This window comes from Arsenicicoccus cauae (assembly GCF_043162025.1).
GTDB lineage: Bacteria > Actinomycetota > Actinomycetes > Actinomycetales > Dermatophilaceae > Arsenicicoccus > Arsenicicoccus cauae.
In genome coordinates this window covers 1,603,715-1,621,896 of the sequence record NZ_CP171001.1, presented here as the reverse complement: position 1 = coordinate 1,621,896, position 18,182 = coordinate 1,603,715, and the positions used below count along the sequence as shown (strand labels likewise).

Genomic DNA, 18,182 nt, shown 5'->3' with positions numbered 1-18,182 from the left:
CGTCAGCCCTGCGCGTCGAGCCCCAGCCGGGCGCGCACCGGAGCTGGCCAGGACGAGACCTCCATGCCGTGGGTCGCGAACAACGCCACCGTCACCCGCTCCAGCCCGAAACCGATGCACGAGCTGTGCGCGAGCTCGCCGTCCGCGGTCGTGATGTCGAAGTCGAGCCCGAAGTGGTCGTTGTGGTAGTTGGACGACCCGAGCGCCGTGCCGGGCTGGTCCTCGCCGTAGACCTTGCACTCGAACTCGACCTTGAGCCCGGCGTCGCGCTGGCCGGCGGCGAAGATCTTGGCGGCGCGGCCGAAGAAGGGGTCGTTGGCCGGCACCTCCTCGATCTGCAGCCCGATGGAGGTCAGCAGGTCCGGCCCCACGCGACGGCCGATCTCGCGGTGCGCCTGGGCCTGCTCGGGGGTGCCGATGCAGACCTTCTCGCGCATCCGGAAGGACACTAGGCGCATGGGGTCGTCGGACGGCTCGTGCCGGAAGCAGCGGTTGCCGGTCTCGTAGGTCACGGACCGCTCGAGCCGGGTCCCGGCGTGCAGCGGGTAGGTCTGGTGGCACGGCGCGGACAGCAGGTCCAGGCGGGCCGGGACGAGGTGGGTGGTCCAGTCCTCGCCGGAGTTCTTGGCGCCCACCATCGCCTTGTGCTCCCGGCCGTCGCCGGTGAAGACGTCGACGGAGCCGATGAGCTGGGGGAAGGAGTCGAGGTAGCCCGTCTTTTCGAAGACCGGCTGCGTGAGCAGCGGGGGGAACGAGATGACGGTCACGTCCTCGGTCGGCTGCATCTCATGGACGAGGCGCTCCACCCCGGTCAGGACCTCCTCGAAGGTCTGCGTGAACGCGGACAGACCACGCAGCGGGAGCTCGACCATGTGGCCTGCCTCGACGAGGTCTCGACGCAGGGCCAGCTCGCGGTCGTGACGTGAGGTCATCGGGGTCTCCTGTCAGCCTTTGTAGATCAGCTCGAGCTGGGCGGTGTTGCCGAGGATCCGGTCGTTGTTGACCATGAGCTGGGCACCGTAGGCGTCCCGCAGCTGGCGGTCGAGGCTCACCGCCCCCGTCCGACGATAGCCCGCGATCCCCACGATGAGCAGGGCTTTGGCGACGACGTCCACGACAGTCTCGGCGCTGTAGACCTTGAGGGTGTTGTAGCCGATCGCCCGGCCCATGAGCGTCGCGGCCTGGGAGGTGGGCTCCACCTCGCGGTAGCCGACGGTGGCGGCGTGCACGCGGGCCCGAAAGGCCTCGAGCACGACCTCCAGCTCGGCCAGCCGCAGACCGGTCACCGGCGGAAGCTGGCCCGAGCGGCGCGCGGCCTGCCGCACGACCCCGCGCGCCACCGCCGTCGCGCCCTCGGCGAGGCCCAGCCAGCAGGAGGACCACAGGGAGTGCGCGACCGGCAGCATCGTGCGGGCGGACAGGTCGGCGTAGTCGTCCGGAAAGATCCGGTCCTGGTGGGAGCGGGCCGTCAGGACGAAGCCCGGGCTGCAGGTGCCGCGGAAGCCCATGGTGTCCCAGTCGCCCAGCGGCTCCAGGGTCAGGTCCTCCTTCTCGCAGACGACCAGCACCTGGTCGCTCTCGACGGCCTCGGCGTCCTTGCGGGCGGTGACGAAGATCAGGTCCGCCTCGACGCCGTACGAGATGACGGGGGCCTTCTTGACCAGCTCGAAGGTGCCGTCCTCGGAGCGGTCGACGTGGCACAGGCTGCGTCGCACGTCGCCGCCGATGCCCATCTCGGTGGTGGCGGAGCCGACCAGCAGCTGCTCGGCGGCGATGCGCCGCATGAGCTCCTGGAGGTACGGGGTCCTGCCGTGGTGGACCAGGCACCCCACCTGGATCTGGTGCATCGCAAAGATCATCGCGGTCGAGGCGCAGCCCTTGGCGAGCTCCTCGCAGGCGAGCCCGATCTGCACGACGTCGGCACCGAGACCACCCAGCTCGGTGGGGATCCAGGCGCCGAGGAGCCCGGCCTGCCTCAGAGCCGCCACGGCCTCGTGCGGGAAGCGGGCGTCGCGGTCGACGTCAGCCGCGTGGACCGCCGCCACCTCGGTGGCGATCCGTCCGGCCTCGGCGACCACGTCCGTGCTGGTCGGGGACTGCGCGCCGATCGTGACGGGGTCGCTGGTCATCGCTGGTCCAGCAGCGGTGACAGGGCGGCCTGCAGGGCGCCCACGGAGGCGAACGTGCTCTTGACGAGCAGCTCGTCCGGGATCTCGATGTCGAGGGTGTCCTCCAGCTCCAGCACGACGTTGACGGTGGCGTGCGAGGTCAGCCCCGCGGAGTAGAGGTCGGCGTCGGCGCCGATCTGGTGCGCATCCACCTTGAGCCGGCCGGCCTCGGCCAGGGCGTCGCGGATGGTGGTGGTCAAGGAGTCGACAGACATGGTGGCCCTCTGCTGAGCTGGTGCGGACGCGATGAGCGGCCACCGGATTCCCCCTAGGGCTGCCCACCACCGAGCCTAGTGCGGACACCTCCCGTCCACCTGGCGTTCGGGGGTCACCACACCCGCGCATCACCACAATGCGCCGATCCCTGACACCCGGTGAGATCATCGTGACGCTGCGCGCTCAGCTGCGTCCCTGGACCCCGGCCGCCGCGGCGATGTCGTCGAGCAGGATCGACTGCACCAGACCGGCGGCCCAGCGCAGGATCTCGACGTCGCGGAGCACCGTGCCGCCGACCTTGGCGGTCGTGGGCACCGGCACCAGGAGCTGCCGCTGCGGCTCCTTGACGAGGGTCCCGGGATACAGCCTCATGAGGCGCAGCTGCTGGGACTCGCGCAGCTCGACCGGCCCGAACCTGACGAACTTGCCCTGAATCCCGATGTCGTTGACCTTGGCTCGTCGGGCGACCGTGCGCAGGCGGGCCACCTCGATGAGGTTGTCGACGGCGGGGGGCGGGGTGCCGTAGCGGTCGGTGAGCTCGGCGACGATGTCGGCCAGGGCGGCCTCGTCCTCGACGACGGCGAGCTTCTTGTAGGCCTCGAGGCGCAGCCGCTCCCCCGGGACGTACTCGTGCGGGAGGTGGGCGTCGACCGGGAGCTCGATCTTGATCTCCATCGGCTGGGCAGCGGCGTCGTCGCCCCGGAAGTCGGCGACCGCCTCCCCGACCATGCGGACGTAGAGGTCGAACCCGACGCCGGCGATGTGGCCGGACTGCTCGCCGCCGAGCAGGTTGCCGGCGCCGCGGATCTCGAGGTCCTTCATCGCGACCTGCATGCCCGCGCCGAGGTCGGTGTGGCTGGCGATGGTCTGCAGCCGGTCGTGCGCGGTCTCGGTGAGCGGCTTCTCAGGGGGGTAGAGGAAGTAGGCGTAGGCGCGCTCGCGTCCGCGCCCCACCCGGCCACGCAGCTGGTGCAGCTGGGAAAGACCGAGCATGTCGGCCCGCTCCACGATCAGGGTGTTGGCGTTGGAGATGTCCAGCCCGGTCTCGACGATCGTCGTGCACACGAGCACGTCGAACTTCTTCTCCCAGAAGTCCAGCACGACCTGCTCGAGGCGGTGCTCGCCCATCTGGCCGTGCGCCGTCTCGACCCGTGCCTCGGGCACCAGCTCGCGCAGCCGCGACGCGGCCCGCTCGATCGAGGAGACCTTGTTGTGCACGAGAAAGACCTGTCCCTCGCGCAGCAGCTCGCGCCGGATGGCGGCGACCACCTGCTTCTCGTCATACGCCCCGACATAGGTGAGCACGGGGTGACGCTCCTCGGGCGGCGTCGCCAGGGTCGACATCTCGCGGATGCCCGTCACCGCCATCTCCAGGGTGCGCGGGATCGGGGTGGCGCTCATCGCGAGCACGTCGACCGAGGTGCGCAGCGCCTTGAGCTGCTCCTTGTGCTCGACGCCGAAGCGCTGCTCCTCGTCGATGATCACCAGGCCGATGTCCTTGAAGGAGATCTCCTTGGACAGCAGCCGGTGGGTGCCGATGACCAGGTCGACGGACCCGTCCGCGAGCCCCGCCACCACCTCCCGGGCATCCTTGTCGGTCTGGAAGCGCGACAGCGCCCTGACCGTCACGGGGAACTGCGCGTAGCGCTCGGAGAAGGTGTTGTAGTGCTGCTGCACGAGCAGTGTCGTCGGCACCAGCACCGCGACCTGCTTGCCCTCCTGGATCGCCTTGAAGGCGGCCCGCACCGCGATCTCGGTCTTGCCGTAGCCCACGTCGCCGCAGATGAGGCGGTCCATGGGCACGGACTTCTCCATGTCGGCCTTGACCTCGTCGATGCTGGACAGCTGGTCCGGGGTCTCGACGTAGGCGAAGGCATCCTCGAGCTCGCGTTGCCAGGGCGTGTCCGGGCCGAAGGCGTGGCCCGCGGTCGCCATGCGCGCGCTGTAGAGACGGATGAGCTCGCCGGCGATCTGCTTGACGAACTTCTTGGCGCGGCTCTTGGTCCGCTGCCAGTCGGAGCCGCCCATCTTGGACAGGGTCGGCTGCTCCCCGCCGACGTAGCGGGTGACCTGGTCGAGCTGGTCGGTGGGCACGAAGAGCTGGTCACCGGGCTGCCCGCGGCGGGAGGAGGCGTACTCCAGGACGAGGTACTCGCGCGTCGCGCCGCCCACCGTCCGCTGCATCATCTCGACGAACCGGCCCACGCCGTGCTGCTCGTGCACGACGAAGTCGCCGGGACGCAGCTGCAGGGGGTCGACCTGGTTGCGCCGCCGGGAGGGCAGCTTGCGCATGTCCTTGGTGCTGGTGCCCTGGCCTGAGGTGCCGGTCAGGTCGGCCTCGGTGAGGACGACGAGATCGACGCTGTCGCAGGCGAACCCGCGCCCCAGCCGCCCGGTCGCGACCGAGGCGACCCCACTGTCCAGCCCGGCGCCGTCCGCGAGCAGACGAGCCGGGAGACCGCCCTCGCCGAGCAGGTCGACCAGGCGCTTGGCCAGACCCTGGCCCTCGGTCACCATCAGGACGCGGCGCCCGTCGCGCAGCCACCCCTGCAGGTCGGCGAGGACCGCGTCGCGGTCGCCGCGGTAGGCCGGCGTCTCGACGGTCGGCACCGTGAACGTCAGCGCGTCGTCGTCGCCGGCCCCGACCAGCGCGGCGAGGTCCTCGTCGGCGGCGAAGGGCGTCAGGGTCCACCACGGGCGGGACGTGGCGAGCGCGTGCTCGCGCACGTCGCCGAGGCCCTGGTAGGACGCGGTGCCGAGCACGCTCGCGAGGTCGACGGGGACGGCGTTGCCCGCAGCCGCGTTGGCCCAGCTCGCCTCGAGGAACTCGGCACTCGTCGCGACGAGGTCGCGGGCGCGGGTGCGCACGCGCTCGGGGTCGCACACGACGACGTGCGCCCCGGCGGGCAGGGTGTCGAGCAGGCTCTCCATGCCGTCGACCAGGGCCGGGCCGAGGGACTCCATGCCCTCGACGGCGATCCCCTCGGCGACCTTGTCGAGCAGGTCGCGGACGCCGGGCAGCTGCTCGGCCAGGGCCCGGGCGCGCTCGCGGACGGTGTCGGTGAGCAGGATCTCGCGGCACGGCGGCGCCCACAGCCCGTGCTCGGCGACCTCCAGGCTGCGCTGGTCGGCGACCCGGAACCACCGGATCTCCTCGATCGTGTCGCCCCAGAGCTCGACGCGCAGCGGGTGCTCCTCGGTGGGTGGGAAGACGTCGAGGATGCCGCCGCGGACGGCGAACTCGCCGCGCCGCTCGACCAGGTCGGTCCGGGTGTAGGCCGCGCCGACCAGCGCCTCGACGATGTCCTCGAGGGGACGCTCGTCGCCGGCGGCCAGGGCCACCGGCTCCAGCTCGCCCAGCCCCGTCGCGATGGGCTGGATCAAGGCGCGGACGGAGACCACGAGGACCGAGACCGGGCCGAGTGCCGGGTCGTCGGCGGAGGGGTGCGCGAGCCGCCGCAGCACGGCCAGCCGCCGCCCGACGGTGTCGCTGCGCGGGCTGAGCCGCTCGTGCGGGAGGGTCTCCCAGCTGGGGAACTCGGCGACGGCGTCGTGCGGGAGGAAGCAGCGCAGCGCGGCGGCCAGGTCGTCGGCCTCGCGCCCGGTCGCCGTCACGGCGAGGACCGGGGTGCCGCCGCGGTGCTGGGCCAGCAGCGCGATGAGGGGGGCGCGCGACCCCCCTGCCGCGGCCACGTCCACGAGCTGCTCGACGCCGACGGAGTCCAGGACGCGACGCACCGTGGCGTCACGACCGAGGACGTCGAGGAGGGCAGGCAGCGCCATGAGCAGTCTCGCTTCCGAGGGGGGTGGCTTCACCGGGGATCCGGACCGCGGGACAGCCTACGCCGCGGCACCGACACACCCTGCTCCCGCGGGAGCGGGGTGCGGACCACCGGGAGCAGGGTCAGCGGACGTTCCAGCGGTCCTGGGCGTAGGTGAGGCCGCGGGTGATCAGGTCCTCGACGATGTCGGCGGCGTCCTCGAGCAGCACGTCCACGTCGGCGCGCTCGCCGCCCGAGAAGTCCTTGAGCACGAAGTCGGCCGGGTCCTGCCGGCCCGGGGGGCGACCGACGCCGAGGCGCACGCGCACGTAGTCCCTGGTCCCGAGGCTCTTGCTGATCGACCGCAGCCCGTTGTGACCCCCCTCTCCCCCGCCGAGCTTGACCCGGGAGGTGGCGAAGGGGATGTCCAGCTCGTCGTGGATCACGACCAGCTGCCGCGGCGGCACCTTGTAGAAGGAGGTCAGCGCCTTGACCGGGCCACCGGACTCGTTCATCCACGAGGACGGCACGGCGAGCACGGCGCGCGGGCCGGGGGCGCCGCCGGGCAGCACCCCCACCCGCACCTCGGCCGCCGACGCCCGGGCCTTGTGGCGACGCAGCGACGCCCCGGCCCGGGCCGCGAGCACGTCGACCGCCATGGCCCCGACGTTGTGCCGGTTCTGGGCGTACGCGGACCCGGGGTTGCCGAGGCCCACGACGAGCCAGGTGTCCGAGGTGGTCATGCCAGGCAGTCTCCCAGAGCAGAGGGGGTGGCACGACGACGCGGCGCCCAGGTGCTGCCTGGGCGCCGCGCCGGCGTACGGGTCGTGCTGCGGGCTGGCCCGCGGGAGGGGTGAGGATCAGGCCTCGTCGCCCTCGGGCTTGGCCTCGTCGCCCTCGGCGTCGCCGCCCTCGGCGGACTCGCCCTCGCCACCCTCGGCGTCGGCGTCGGACTCCTCGTGCTCGATGCCGGCCTCGGCCTCGGCCTCGGCGAGCTCGGCCTCCAGCGCCTCCGCGGAGACCTGCTGGGTGATGTTGACGACGAGCAGCTCCTCGTCGGACACCAGCGTGGAGCCGGCGGGCAGCTCGACCTCCTTGGCCAGGATCTGGGTGCCGGCCTCGAGGCCCTCGACGGACACCTCGACGCCCTCCGGGATGTGGGTGGCCTCGGCCTCGACGGAGAGGACGGAGTTCTCGAGGGTGACCACGGTCTCGGACGCGGCCTCGCCGACGACGCTCACGGCGATGTCGACGGTGACCTTCTCGCCGCGGCGGACGACGACGAGGTCGATGTGCTCGATGACGACGGTCTTGATCGGGTCGCGCTGCACGTCGCGGGCCAGGGCGTACTGCTCCTTGCCGTCGAGGACGATCGTGAGCAGCGCATTGGGGTTCTTGAGGGCGAGCAGCGTGTCGTGGCCCGGGAGGGTCACGTGCACGGGGGCAGCGCCGTGGCCGTACATGACGGCGGGGATCTTGCCCTCGCGGCGGATGCGGCGGGCGGCGCCCTTGCCGAACTCGGAACGGGCCTCGGCCTGCAGGATGGCGTCGGACATGTCGACTCCTCGTGGGTGGTGGGGAACGGTCGGGCCTCGACGCGGGACACGGCGCGGGCGCGACGGCGCGTCAGCAGGAGGCGACTCCCACCACCGCGTCGATCACGGACCTGGCCGGTGCTGCGCACCGTGCCCTGTCCCTCGCCGAGGCAACCGCACCAGCATAGCCGAGCCTCGCCGTATGCCGGAACCGCCCGCGTCGGGTCACCAGGTGGTCGAGGCGCGGCCCATCCCGCGGTAGGACCAGCCGGCCGCCTCCCACCGGGCCGGGTCCAGGGCGTTGCGACCGTCGATGATCGCGCGCTCCTTGACCACCGAGCCCAGCTGGTCGGGCTCCAGGCCCGTGAAGTCGGTCCACTCGGTCAGCAGCATCACCATCTCGGCGTCCACGCACGCCGCCCGCGCGTTCGGCGCCGTCTGGATGTGCGGGTACCGGGCGTGCAGCCCCGGCAACGCGATCGGGTCCGTCACGACCACGTCCGCGCCCTGCCCCACGAGCCGCGTCGCGACGTACAGCGCCGGGGAGTCGCGCAGGTCGTCGCTGTCCGGCTTGAACGCCGCCCCCAGTATGGCGACTCGGCGATCCCGGACGCTCCCGCCGAAGTGCCGCTCCGCCAGCGCCACCGCATGCTGACGCCGCCGCTGGTTGATCGCGTCCACCTCCCGCAGGAAGGTCAGCGCCTGGTCCACGCCCAGCTCCCCCGCCCGCGCCATGAACGCCCGGATGTCCTTGGGCAGGCAACCACCCCCGAACCCGACCCCCGCCCGCAGGAACTTCGGACCGATCCGCTCGTCGTGCCCGAGCGCCTCCGCCAGCCGCGTCACGTCCGCCCCCGTCGCCTCGCACAGCTCCGCGATCGCGTTGATGAAGCTGATCTTGGTCGCCAGGAAGGAGTTGGCCGCCACCTTCACCAGCTCCGCCGTCTGGTAGTTGGTCACCAGCCGCGGCATCCCGTGCGACAGCACCCCCGCATAGACCTCGTCCAGCAGGTCCCGCGCCGCCTCCCCGGCCGCCCGGTCCTCCGGCAGGCCGTACACCACCCGGTCCGGGGTCAACGTGTCCTGCACCGCGAACCCCTCCCGCAGGAACTCCGGGTTCCACACCACCGTCGCGGCCACCCCCTCACTCCCGCACCACTCCTGCAGCCGCGCCGCCGTGCCCACCGGCACCGTCGACTTGCCCACCACCAGCGCCCCCGGCACCGGGTGATCGGCCATGACCGCCAGCAGGGACGTCATCGCGGCGTCCAGGTGCGACAGGTCCGCGGCATACCCCGACTCCCGCTGAGGCGTCCCTACCCCCACGAAGTGCACCCGTGCACCCGCGACGTCCCCCATGTCCGTCGTGAACCGCAACCGTCCCTCGTCCACGCCGCGCCACAACAGCTCCGCGAAACCCGGCTCGTAGAACGGCGGCTCACCCCGAGACAGCCGCTCCACCCGGTCGACGTCCACATCGACCCCCACCACCTCGTGGCCCAGCTCGGCCATGCTGGCCGCGTGCACCGCACCGAGATATCCGCATCCGATCACCGAGAGCTTCACGGGGCCGAACATAGGCGTTCGGCAAGCCCGGCGGGACATCGCGCGGTCGACGAGTCCCCCAACGCCCCGTGAACGTTCGGCCACCGCCCCCGATCTCCGGGTCGTCGTCCCCGTCACCGCCACCGCCGCTGCCACCGCCCGGCATTCTCCGCAACCACGCCCGCGCACCCCCGCCACCACCTAGGATTGGCCTGTCGACCGCCATGGTCGGCTGCGAGGCCGGGGGAAGGCCACGGGACGGGGTGGACATGAGAGAGGGCTGCGTCAGCGTGGGTCTGTCGACGTCCAGCACCCGGGTCGTCGCCGTGGGCGTCGACACCGCCGACGTCGCCGAGGTCCGCCGCTCGCTGGCCGTCTACGCCGAGCGCTACCGGGCGTTCCTGCTGTCGCCGCGGGAGCAGGCCGAGCAGACGGCCCTGACCGGCCAGGACCTCGTGCGCGACACCGCCCGGCGGTGGGCGTCCAAGGAGGCGGTCACCAAGGTGCTCGGCCCCGCGCAGGACGACCCCTGGCCGTGGCGCCACGTCGAGGTGGTCGGCGGGGCCGGACGACCCTCGGTGGTGCTGCACGGGCGGCCACGAGAGCTGGCCGCTCGGCTCGGGATCGACGAGCTCGTGCTCGACGAGCTCGACGAGGTCACCCCCGCGGGCCTGACCGCCGACACCGTCACCGTCACCGCGGTGGGCCTCCGCTCCGGCCACACCACGCCCCGCACCACAGAAGCGCAGGAAGGGACACCATGAGCACCGACACCACGGGCACCGACACCATCGAGGCCGTGCGCGCCGTCGTCGCCGCGCACGCCGGCCTGAAGCGCGACGCCTCCGAGCTGGCGCCGGAGGACGACCTCTTCGACGCCGGCATGACCTCGCACCGCAGCGTCAACCTGATGATGGCACTGGAGGACGAGCTCGGCGTCGAGTTCCCCGACGCCCTGCTGACCCGCGAGACGTTCACGTCGCTGCGCTCCATCAGCGACGCCGTCGACCAGCTGCGGGGCTGATGAACCCCACGGCCTTCCGGTGCGCCCTGGTCGAGGCCGGGCACCTGCTCCCGCTGCCGCACCAGGGCAGCTGGGGTCGAGGCGCGGACCTGGAGCGGGTGGTGCTGGGCTTCGTCGCGCGCCTGGACGCGATGTACTCCGACCGGCCGCAGAGGACCTACCACTTCGGGCCGCTCATGCCCCAGGAGTCCTTCCAGCGCACGGGTTACGTCGCCTCCCAGACGCAGCTCGTCGGCAGCGTCGACGTCTTTCGCGGCGGCGACGAGGAGCACCGCGCGCTGCTGGCCGAGTGCGAGACCGGGGAGGACTGGACGCACCGCCTCGAACCCGCCGGGCTGATGTTCGCCTCGGCCGCCTGCCACCCGCTCTACGCGGCGCTCGCGGGGCAGCAGGTCAGCGGTTCCTACCTGATCTTCGGCCACGCCTTCCGGCACGAGCCGTCCGACGACCCCTTCCGCACGATCACCTTCCGGCAGAAGGAGTCCGTGCACGTCGGGCCCCACGAGGCCTGCGTCGAGCACCGCGACCACTACCTCGAGCGGGCTGCCGCGCTGCTCACCTCGCTCGGCCTCGACGTGGAGGGAGAAGTCGCCAACGACCCCTTCTTCGGCCGAGCGGGCAAGCTCATGGCGCGCGGGCAGCGGGCCGCCGAGCTCAAGCGGGAGCTGTCGGTCCAGGCCTACGGACCGGGCCACCCGCGCACCGCACTCGCCTCCGCCAACCTCCACGGCCCCCACTTCGCCAAGGCCTTCGACCTCAGGCTGCCCGACGGGTCGCCCGCCGAGACGGCATGCATGGGCTTCGGGGTGGAGCGGGTGGCGCTGGCGCTGCTGCTGGTCCACGGCCTGGACGTGCGCGAGTGGCCCGCCGAGGTGCGCCGGGAGCTCGCCCTCTGACCGTATGCCGCACGCCGCCGCCTCGGGGTGACCCCGTGAGTCGTCGGGCGTCCGGCAAACGGCCGGTCGTCAGTGCGCCCGCTCCGAGGCGTGGTCGAACAGCGAGGTGACCGAGCCGTCCTCGAAGACCTCGCGGATCGCGTCGCCGATCAGCGGGGCGATCGACAGCTCCGTGAGCTTGTCGAAGCGCTTCTCCTCCGGGATGGGCAGGGTGTTGGTGAGGACGACCTCGCGCGCCACCGACGCCTTGAGGCGCTCCACGGCGGGGTCGGACAGGATGCCGTGGGTCGCCACGATCACGACCCCGCTGGCCCCGGCCTCCATGATGGCGTCCGCGGCCTGGCAGATGGTGCCGCCGGAGTCGATCATGTCGTCGACCAGGATGCACATGCGCCCCTCGACATCACCGACCACGCGGTTGGCGACGGACTGGTTGGCCTTGTGCGGGTCGCGGGTCTTGTGGATGAAGGCCAGCGGCGTGCCGCCGAGGCGGTTGGCCCACTTCTCCGCGACCTTGATCCGGCCGGCGTCCGGGGAGACCACGCACAGGTTGTGGTGGTGGTACTTCTCGTAGACGTACTCCGACAGGATCGGGATCGCCTGCAGGTGGTCCACCGGGCCGTCGAAGAAGCCGGAGATCTGCTCGGTGTGCAGGTCGACGGCGATGAGCCGGTCCGCCCCCGCGGTCTTGAACAGGTCGGCCATCAGTCGCGCGGAGATGGGCTCGCGCCCGAGGTGCTTCTTGTCCTGCCGGGCGTAGCCGTAGAACGGCATGACCGTCGTGATGCGCTTGGCGCTGGCCCGCTTCAGCGCGTCGATCATGATGAGGTTCTCCATGATCCACTCGTTGATCGGCGCGGTGTGGCTCTGGATCACGAAGGCGTCGGAGCCGCGGACGGACTCCTGGAAGCGCACGTAGATCTCGGAGTTGGCGAAGGTGCGGAAGTCGGTCGGGACCACCTGGGTCTCGAGCTGGTAGGCCACCTCCTCGGCGAGCGCGGGGTGCGCCCGGCCGCTGAAGATCATGAGGTTCTTCTCGTTGGTGCGCTTCACACCGGTCATCGGGTGGTGCCCTCCTGCTTGCTCTCGTCGCCCTGCCGTGCCTCGGCGGCGGCTGCTGCCTCGGCGGCCTTGCTGCCCGGGCGGCGGCTGCGAATGTAGCCCGGGATGTTGCGCTGACGGCCGCGCGCGACGGCCAGGTCGCCCGCGCCCACCGGCTGGTTGATCGCCGACCCGGCCGCGACGAAGGCGCCGTCGCCGATCTCGGCCGGGGCCACGAGCACCGAGTTGGACCCGATGAATACGTGCTTGCCGAGCGTGGAGCGGTACTTCCGCTCCCCGTCGTAGTTGGCGAAGATCGTGCCGGCCCCCACGTTGGTGCCCTCCCCGATCGTCGCGTCCCCGCAGTAGGTCAGGTGCGGGACCTTGGCGCCGTCACCGATCTGGGCGTTCTTGGTCTCGACGAAGCCGCCCACCTTGGCCTTGACCCCGAGCGTCGTGCCCGGGCGGAGGTAGGAGAAGGGGCCGACCGTGGCCTGCGGCCCGATCTCGGCCAGCAGGGTCTGGGACCGTATGACGCTCGCGCCGTCCCCCACCTGAGTGTCCTGCAGCGTGGTGTCGGGCCCGATCTCGGCGCCCTCGCCGATGGTCGTGGCGCCGAGGAGCTGCGTGCCCGGGCGGATGGTGGTGTCGCGCCCGATCGAGACGTCCCCGTCGATCCACGTGGTGGCGGGGTCGACGACCGTCACGCCCTCACGCATCCAGCGCTCGACGATGCGGCGGTTGAGCTCCTTGCCGAGCGTGGCGAGCTGGACGCGGTCGTTGACCCCCTCGGTCTGCCACAGGTCGTCGACGACGTGGGCGCTGACCGTGAGCCCCTGGCCCTTGGCGATGGCGAGGACGTCGGTGAGGTACTTCTCGCCCTGGGCGTTGTCGGTGCCCACCTGGGCGAGGGCGCTGCGCAGCACCTGGGCGTCGAAGGCATAGAGACCCGAGTTGATCTCGGTGATCTCCCGCTGCTGCGGCATCGCGTCCTTCTGCTCCACGATGGCGGCGACCGAGCCGTCGGCGTCGCGCACGATGCGGCCGTAGCCCGTGGGGTCCGTGAGGTGCGCGGTGACGACCGTGACCGCGCTGCCGGTGGCGTCGTGCTGCTCCAGCAGGGCCGTGAGGGTGACCGACTCGAGCAGCGGCACGTCGCCATACGTCACGATCACGGTGCCGGACAGGTCGGCCGGCAGCTGCTCGAGCCCGCACTCGACCGCCCGGCCCGTGCCCTTGACCTCGTCCTGGTCGGCGATCACCGCCTCAGGGGCGATCTCGGCGACGTGAGCGGCGACCCGCTCCCGCTCGTGACGCACCACGACCGCGAGGTGCAGGGGCTCGACGCCCTCGGCCGCCCTGATCGCGTGGCCCACCAGGCTGCGACCGCCGATCGCGTGCAGCACCTTGGGGGTGGCGGACTTCATCCGGGTGCCCTCGCCTGCGGCGAGGACGATGACGGCGGCAGGACGAACTGCGGTCACTGGGGGTCTCCAGCCTGGCGGGGACAGGGCTCGCACGCCCTGGCGGCGCACGACGTGAACTCTACCGGTCCGCCAGGTGACGTCCGTGGACGGAGTCGTCTCACGCGCCCTGCTGGGGCGGGCACCTTCGTCGCCCAGCTCCCCGGGTAGGAATCGAACCTACGTCGCTTGTCCTGATTCAAAGTCAGGCGGGCCCTGCCAGCAGACCAACCGGGGAACGTCGCCTGGGCGACCGCCCAAGCCTAGTCGACCGAGCTGGCTGGTCTGCGTGGGTGGCTGCCGAGGGGGCCCCAGATGGAGGGGATCAGGGGTGGGGGTGTGGTGGTGTGCTGGCTGCCGTCGGGGTAGGTGTGGATGGTGGTGGGGGGCTGGTCCCAGCCGGTGTCGTCGGGGGGTGGGTGCACGGCGTGGGTGGTGTGGCCGGGGGCTTCGTGGGCGTAGTTGTGGGCCTCGCACAGGCCGATCCCGTTGTCGGCGGTGGTGGTGCCGCCGATGCGCCAGGGGTGGACGTGGTCGATGTGGCGGATCGGTGAGTCGCAGCCCGGGGCGCGGCAGGTCCCGTCGCGCCACTCGATCAGGCGCCGCAACGCGCCGTCGAACGCGCGGCCGCGGGCGTCCAGGGCGACCAGCTGCCCGGTGTCGGGGTGGGTGTACAGGCGGCGCAGGAACACGTCCGCTGCCCGGGCCAGCACGGCCGGGTCGTCCCCGTCCAGACCGTCTCCCGGCGCGCCGGGCCGGGCCTGAGGCACGTAACCCGGCCCGGTGACACCACCACCACCGTCGCGGTCGTGACCGTCGTGACTGTCGTGGTTGTCGTGACTGTCGTGGGTGTGGTGGGTGTGGTGGTGGCGTTCGTCCTGTCCGCGCAGCAGGCGTCGGGCGACGGGGGCGGGGACGGGCCCGTAACCGGGTAGCCAGGCCGCGGTGTCCCCGGTCCCGAATGCGGTGTGGTCGCCCATCACGATCCCGACCTCGACCGGCATGCACCCGGGTGCTTCCCCGGTGATCCGCTGCACCAGCAGGTCGGCCTGCAGCTGCGACACCGAACGCGCGTCCCCGGTGGCCTTGGCGGCCTGCGCGCCCTGACGCAGCGCGGCCAGGCACGCGACGCCCTCGACCAGGGGCAGCAGCGCGGACAGGCGCATCATCGCGCCCGGGACCGGGCGACCCGACACGTGCCGGTCCGCGACCGCCCGCTCGTGCGCCGCGGTCGCCGCGCCCGGGTCCAGCTCGTACGCGATCGCCCGGGCCCGCGCCTCCAGCTCCCGCACGCTGCACCCCGCCGCGTGCGGGGCGACCTCCTCATCGACCGTGACCCGGTCATCGCGGCCGAGCCCGATCGTGGCGGCCGCGACCGCCCGCACGTGCTGCTCTGACACCAGACCCCGCGCGTGCAGGCCCGCCACTCGACCCAGCTCCCGGTCCGCGACCCGCGCCAACCCCAGCCTGTGTCCTGCTGCGCCGGCCGAGCAGCCCAAGGCGGCCCCGACCTCCGCGGCGACCCCGGGCGCCGAGCCGCGCCGGTCGGTGGCCAGCCCCGCGGCCTCGCGCTGGTCGTGGCGGTGCTCGTCCAGGGCCAGCATGGTGCGCAGCTGCGCGGCCTGCGCCGCGCGCTCCAGACGCTGCAACGCTGCCAGCAACCCGACCCGCTCGGTGTCGGTGGCGGTGTCGTCCAGCACCAGCAACCGGTCCACCACCTGGTCGACCCCGCCCGCGGTCAACACCCCCGCGCCCCCTCCCGGCTCGATGCCCGGCAGGGGGGTCAGGTGACGGCGTGCGGGGGCCGCGTCGGGCCCGGGGGCCTGCCGGAGCGGCGTCGTCGTCATACGAACAGGATAGCGAAAAATATGCTCGGAAACCACCCCTGACCAGCACAAACACCCAGACGCCAGACCCCTCACCCGCGGTCAGCACCCATCGCCACGAGTGCCCACCGACTCCAGCTCGACGACCAGCAGGGGGCGGTCAGGCCTGCTGGATCTCGACCCGGTTGCCCATGCCGTCGTGCGTGTGCAGCCGTCGCACGCCCGGGATCGCGTCGTCCCAGGTGACGTAGTGGCCGACCATGGTGAGCCGACGGGCCACCTCGTCGAGGTCGCCGCTCAGCAGGCAGGGATGCGCCTTGCGGGCCGGACTGAAGTCGGGCTCGACACCGACGTGCACCACCGCCGACCCCGAGCGGAACCAGCAACCACCCCGCACCGCCAGGACGGGCGGCTTGGGGAGCTCCGCCATGCCCAGCAGCTCGCCGTAGAACGCCCGCGCCCGCCCCTCGTCGCCCGCCGCGCAGGACACCTGCACGTGGTCGAGGCCGACGACCAGCGGGGCGGCGCCGTCGCGGGCTCCTGGCCGGCGGCCGACGGCGAAGACGCGGCGGAAGGGGAACGGAACGCCATGAGGCTCACGGGGATACGCCGACCGCAGGCGCTCGCGGTAGGGAGCCAGGAGGGACTGCGCGTCGTCCCCCAGCACCTCGAGGACCGGTCGCAGTCCTGTGCCACGCACCCATTCGAGGACAGGATCCTCTTGCGTCCCAGCAGGATCCAGGACATGCAGGTATGTCGTCTCCCACGCATCCGTCTCGAGTCCCGACGCCGTCAGCAGCCGCAGGTAGTCCGTGGCGGACCCCGATGCCCGGGATCGGTCCAGCACCGGCGCCAGCTCCGCGGCGCGGGGGTGATCGGCCGCCACCTCGCGCATCAGGGCGTGGCTCGGGGCGTCGAGGTTCGCGGGAGCCTGCATCGCGAACCACCCTGCGGCAGCGAGGTGCTCGAGCCACCGCGGGATCAGCTCACGGTGCGTGGGGACCCACTGGAGGGTGGCGTTGGTGACGAGGACGTCACCGCCACCGTCGGGTCGGTGTTCTTCGAGGTCGTGGAGCGGCGCGGCGGCTACGACGGGTATGGCGCCCCCAACGCCCCCGTGCGCCTCGCCACGCAGCACGCCCGGCTGCGCGGGGCCCACCCCGGCGGTCGCCGCCGCGATCGCTAGGATCGCACCCATGACCAGCACGGACGCCGCCGCTGCCACCGCAGCGACCCCGGCCGCCCAGGCGGGGCAGGCCCCCGGCGACGGCTACGTGCAGTCCCTGGCCCGCGGCCTCGCGGTGATCCGGGCGTTCGACGACGAGCATCCCGAGATGACGCTGTCCGAGGTGGCCCGCCGCACCGACCTGTCCCGGGCCGCCGCCCGACGCTTCCTGCTCACCCTCGAGGCCCTCGGCTACGTCCGCAGCGACGGACGCACCTTCACCCTCACCCCGCAGGTGCTGCGGCTCGGCTTCGCCTACCTGTCCAGCCAGACCCTGCCCGACGTCGCGCAGCCGCACCTGCAGGACCTCTCCGAGCGGATCCGCGAGTCGACGTCGGTGGCGGTCCTCGACGGGGACGACATCGTCTACGTCGCCCGTCGTGCCACCACCCGGATCATGACGGTGTCCATCCTCGTGGGCACGCGCTTCCCGGCATACGCGACCTCGATGGGTCGGGTGCTGCTCTCCGGCCTGCCCGACGACCAGCGAGAGGACTACCTGGCGCGGGTGCAGCTCGAGCGCCTCACCCCCCACACCGTCGTCACCGTCGAGGCGTTGCGGCGCTCGCTCGACGAGGTGCGCGAGACCGGCTGGTGCATGCTCGACCAGGAGCTGGAGCTCGGCCTGCGCTCGCTCGCCGTGCCGATCCGTGACCCCCGCGGCCAGGTCGTGGCCGCCGCCAACGTGTCCACCAAGGTGATGTCGACCGAGCGAGGCCAGCTGGAGGGCTATCTCGACGCGCTGCGCGACACCGCGCGGGCGATCGAGGAGGATCTGCGCGTGCAGACCTGAGCGGCTCCCTCAGCCCTCGAAGGACAGCAGCAGCCGACGCAACGTCCCCGCCAGCTCGGCGCGATCCGCCGGCGACAGTTCCGTGAGCAGCTCGCGCTCGCGCCCCAGCAGGTCCGCGAACGCCGCGTCCACCACCGCGCGCCCCTCGTCGGTCAGCGCCACGATGACCCCCCGTCGATCGTGCGGGTCTGGCGACCGGCGCACGAATCCCCGTGCGGTGAGCCGGTCCACGCGGTTGGTCATGGTGCCGCTGGTCACCAGCGTCTGGTGGACCAGGGCCCCCGGGGACAGCTCGTATGGCGACCCGGCCCGTCGCAGCGCGGCCAGCACGTCGAACTCCCACCCGTCGAGCCCGTGCTGGGCGAAGGCCTCACCCCGCGCCAGGTCGAGGTGCCGGGCGAGACGCGAGACGCGCGACAGGACGTCCAGGGGGGCGAGGTCGAGGTCGGGCCGCTCGCGGCCCCACGCCTCGACGATGCCGTCGACGTCGTCAGCGGTGGTCATGAGGACAGGCTACCCCCGTCAAGTTTCTCGATGTCGAGCGACCTGCGGGGCTCAAGAGACGTCGCCTGGGTGGGCTGGGTGCTGTCCGCGCTGACGACCGGGCGCGCGCCGGGCTCCCCGGACGACCCGGACTGAGCCCCGAGCTGACGAATCGTCGCGGCGCGGCGCGGTGGGGGCGGCAGGGC

17 protein-coding genes and 1 tRNA gene are annotated in these 18,182 nt (G+C 72.3%); 5 read left to right on the top strand and 13 right to left on the bottom strand.

Features of this window, described 5'->3' with window-relative positions; translation table 11 throughout:
- Positions 1–2: 2 nt before the first annotated feature.
- From ACF3NS_RS07635 to ACF3NS_RS07605, 7 genes are all read right to left on the bottom strand, one after another.
- On the bottom strand, positions 3–932 hold the full coding sequence (locus tag ACF3NS_RS07635; RefSeq protein ID WP_392468985.1) for a hypothetical protein: 930 nt from the start codon (positions 930–932) through the stop codon (positions 3–5).
- 12 nt (positions 933–944) lie between these two features.
- Entirely contained in the window at positions 945–2,129 is a 1,185-nt protein-coding gene (locus ACF3NS_RS07630; protein ID WP_392468984.1) for an acyl-CoA dehydrogenase family protein, read from the bottom strand.
- Positions 2,126–2,383 carry an acyl carrier protein gene (locus tag ACF3NS_RS07625; protein ID WP_392468982.1) on the bottom strand — a complete coding sequence of 86 codons (258 nt, stop codon included), beginning with the start codon at positions 2,381–2,383 and terminating at the stop codon, positions 2,126–2,128. Before ACF3NS_RS07625 ends, ACF3NS_RS07630 begins: the two co-directional genes overlap by 4 nt.
- A gap of 184 nt (positions 2,384–2,567) precedes the next feature.
- The gene (mfd, locus tag ACF3NS_RS07620; protein WP_392468981.1) at positions 2,568–6,167 is read right to left on the bottom strand and encodes a transcription-repair coupling factor; all 3,600 of its coding nucleotides are present in this window, start codon (positions 6,165–6,167) and stop codon (positions 2,568–2,570) included.
- A 121-nt stretch (positions 6,168–6,288) separates the two neighbouring features.
- Positions 6,289–6,888, bottom strand: coding sequence for an aminoacyl-tRNA hydrolase (pth, locus tag ACF3NS_RS07615; protein WP_154593287.1), 600 nt, complete (start codon positions 6,886–6,888; stop codon positions 6,289–6,291).
- 117 nt (positions 6,889–7,005) lie between these two features.
- Entirely contained in the window at positions 7,006–7,701 is a 696-nt protein-coding gene (locus ACF3NS_RS07610; protein WP_154593288.1) for a 50S ribosomal protein L25/general stress protein Ctc, read from the bottom strand.
- A 204-nt stretch (positions 7,702–7,905) separates the two neighbouring features.
- Positions 7,906–9,246 carry a UDP-glucose dehydrogenase family protein gene (locus ACF3NS_RS07605; RefSeq protein ID WP_392468978.1) on the bottom strand — a complete coding sequence of 447 codons (1,341 nt, stop codon included), beginning with the start codon at positions 9,244–9,246 and terminating at the stop codon, positions 7,906–7,908.
- 248 nt (positions 9,247–9,494) lie between these two features.
- Between ACF3NS_RS07605 and ACF3NS_RS07600 the strand changes: the two genes are divergently transcribed.
- The 3 genes from ACF3NS_RS07600 to ACF3NS_RS07590 are packed head-to-tail and all read left to right on the top strand — an operon-like array spanning position 9,495 to position 11,145.
- The gene (locus tag ACF3NS_RS07600; RefSeq protein WP_392468975.1) at positions 9,495–9,989 is read left to right on the top strand and encodes a holo-ACP synthase; all 495 of its coding nucleotides are present in this window, start codon (positions 9,495–9,497) and stop codon (positions 9,987–9,989) included.
- Entirely contained in the window at positions 9,986–10,249 is a 264-nt protein-coding gene (locus tag ACF3NS_RS07595; protein WP_154593291.1) for an acyl carrier protein, read from the top strand. The genes ACF3NS_RS07600 and ACF3NS_RS07595 overlap by 4 nt, the downstream gene beginning before the upstream one ends.
- The gene (locus ACF3NS_RS07590) at positions 10,249–11,145 is read left to right on the top strand and encodes a hypothetical protein (RefSeq protein ID WP_392468973.1); all 897 of its coding nucleotides are present in this window, start codon (positions 10,249–10,251) and stop codon (positions 11,143–11,145) included. Before ACF3NS_RS07595 ends, ACF3NS_RS07590 begins: the two co-directional genes overlap by 1 nt.
- A gap of 69 nt (positions 11,146–11,214) precedes the next feature.
- Here the strand turns inward: ACF3NS_RS07590 and ACF3NS_RS07585 are convergent, their stop codons facing one another.
- The 5 genes from ACF3NS_RS07585 to ACF3NS_RS07565 form a co-directional block, all read right to left on the bottom strand.
- The gene (locus ACF3NS_RS07585; RefSeq protein ID WP_154593293.1) at positions 11,215–12,207 is read right to left on the bottom strand and encodes a ribose-phosphate diphosphokinase; all 993 of its coding nucleotides are present in this window, start codon (positions 12,205–12,207) and stop codon (positions 11,215–11,217) included.
- Positions 12,204–13,670 (bottom strand): bifunctional UDP-N-acetylglucosamine diphosphorylase/glucosamine-1-phosphate N-acetyltransferase GlmU, encoded by a 1,467-nt coding sequence (glmU, locus tag ACF3NS_RS07580; protein WP_392468971.1) that lies wholly within the window; start codon positions 13,668–13,670, stop codon positions 12,204–12,206. The genes ACF3NS_RS07585 and glmU overlap by 4 nt, the downstream gene beginning before the upstream one ends.
- Before the next feature lie 138 nt (positions 13,671–13,808).
- Positions 13,809–13,887, bottom strand: a tRNA-Gln gene (locus ACF3NS_RS07575).
- A 25-nt stretch (positions 13,888–13,912) separates the two neighbouring features.
- On the bottom strand, positions 13,913–15,496 hold the full coding sequence (locus ACF3NS_RS07570; RefSeq protein WP_392468969.1) for a DUF222 domain-containing protein: 1,584 nt from the start codon (positions 15,494–15,496) through the stop codon (positions 13,913–13,915).
- Between the two features lie 139 nt (positions 15,497–15,635).
- Positions 15,636–16,412, bottom strand: coding sequence for a hypothetical protein (locus ACF3NS_RS07565; protein ID WP_392468968.1), 777 nt, complete (start codon positions 16,410–16,412; stop codon positions 15,636–15,638).
- A gap of 54 nt (positions 16,413–16,466) precedes the next feature.
- Between ACF3NS_RS07565 and ACF3NS_RS07560 the strand changes: the two genes are divergently transcribed.
- Together ACF3NS_RS07560 and ACF3NS_RS07555 are read left to right on the top strand one after the other, a co-directional pair.
- Positions 16,467–16,661: a hypothetical protein gene (locus ACF3NS_RS07560; RefSeq protein ID WP_154593295.1), complete on the top strand. Its 195-nt coding sequence runs from the start codon at positions 16,467–16,469 to the stop codon at positions 16,659–16,661.
- A 10-nt stretch (positions 16,662–16,671) separates the two neighbouring features.
- Positions 16,672–17,493 carry an IclR family transcriptional regulator C-terminal domain-containing protein gene (locus tag ACF3NS_RS07555; RefSeq protein WP_154593296.1) on the top strand — a complete coding sequence of 274 codons (822 nt, stop codon included), beginning with the start codon at positions 16,672–16,674 and terminating at the stop codon, positions 17,491–17,493.
- 9 nt (positions 17,494–17,502) lie between these two features.
- Here ACF3NS_RS07555 and ACF3NS_RS07550 read toward each other — a convergent pair whose 3' ends face one another.
- The gene (locus ACF3NS_RS07550) at positions 17,503–17,997 is read right to left on the bottom strand and encodes a MarR family winged helix-turn-helix transcriptional regulator (RefSeq protein ID WP_154593297.1); all 495 of its coding nucleotides are present in this window, start codon (positions 17,995–17,997) and stop codon (positions 17,503–17,505) included.
- Positions 17,998–18,182: the final 185 nt, after the last annotated feature.

Bases quoted from the DNA above. Each gene is read 5' to 3' on its own strand.
- ACF3NS_RS07600 (WP_392468975.1), top strand. From the start codon at position 9,495: ATGAGAGAGGGCTGCGTCAGCGTGGGTCTGTCGACGTCCAGCACCCGG.
- ACF3NS_RS07630 (WP_392468984.1), bottom strand. From the start codon at position 2,129: ATGACCAGCGACCCCGTCACGATCGGCGCGCAGTCCCCGACCAGCACG.
- ACF3NS_RS07570 (WP_392468969.1), bottom strand. From the start codon at position 15,496: ATGACGACGACGCCGCTCCGGCAGGCCCCCGGGCCCGACGCGGCCCCC.
- ACF3NS_RS07585 (WP_154593293.1), bottom strand. From the start codon at position 12,207: ATGACCGGTGTGAAGCGCACCAACGAGAAGAACCTCATGATCTTCAGC.
- ACF3NS_RS07565 (WP_392468968.1), bottom strand. From the start codon at position 16,412: ATGCAGGCTCCCGCGAACCTCGACGCCCCGAGCCACGCCCTGATGCGC.
- pth (WP_154593287.1), bottom strand. From the start codon at position 6,888: ATGACCACCTCGGACACCTGGCTCGTCGTGGGCCTCGGCAACCCCGGG.
- ACF3NS_RS07595 (WP_154593291.1), top strand. From the start codon at position 9,986: ATGAGCACCGACACCACGGGCACCGACACCATCGAGGCCGTGCGCGCC.
- ACF3NS_RS07555 (WP_154593296.1), top strand. From the start codon at position 16,672: ATGACCAGCACGGACGCCGCCGCTGCCACCGCAGCGACCCCGGCCGCC.
- mfd (WP_392468981.1), bottom strand. From the start codon at position 6,167: ATGGCGCTGCCTGCCCTCCTCGACGTCCTCGGTCGTGACGCCACGGTG.
- ACF3NS_RS07625 (WP_392468982.1), bottom strand. From the start codon at position 2,383: ATGTCTGTCGACTCCTTGACCACCACCATCCGCGACGCCCTGGCCGAG.
- ACF3NS_RS07610 (WP_154593288.1), bottom strand. From the start codon at position 7,701: ATGTCCGACGCCATCCTGCAGGCCGAGGCCCGTTCCGAGTTCGGCAAG.
- ACF3NS_RS07590 (WP_392468973.1), top strand. From the start codon at position 10,249: ATGAACCCCACGGCCTTCCGGTGCGCCCTGGTCGAGGCCGGGCACCTG.
- ACF3NS_RS07550 (WP_154593297.1), bottom strand. From the start codon at position 17,997: ATGACCACCGCTGACGACGTCGACGGCATCGTCGAGGCGTGGGGCCGC.
- ACF3NS_RS07635 (WP_392468985.1), bottom strand. From the start codon at position 932: ATGACCTCACGTCACGACCGCGAGCTGGCCCTGCGTCGAGACCTCGTC.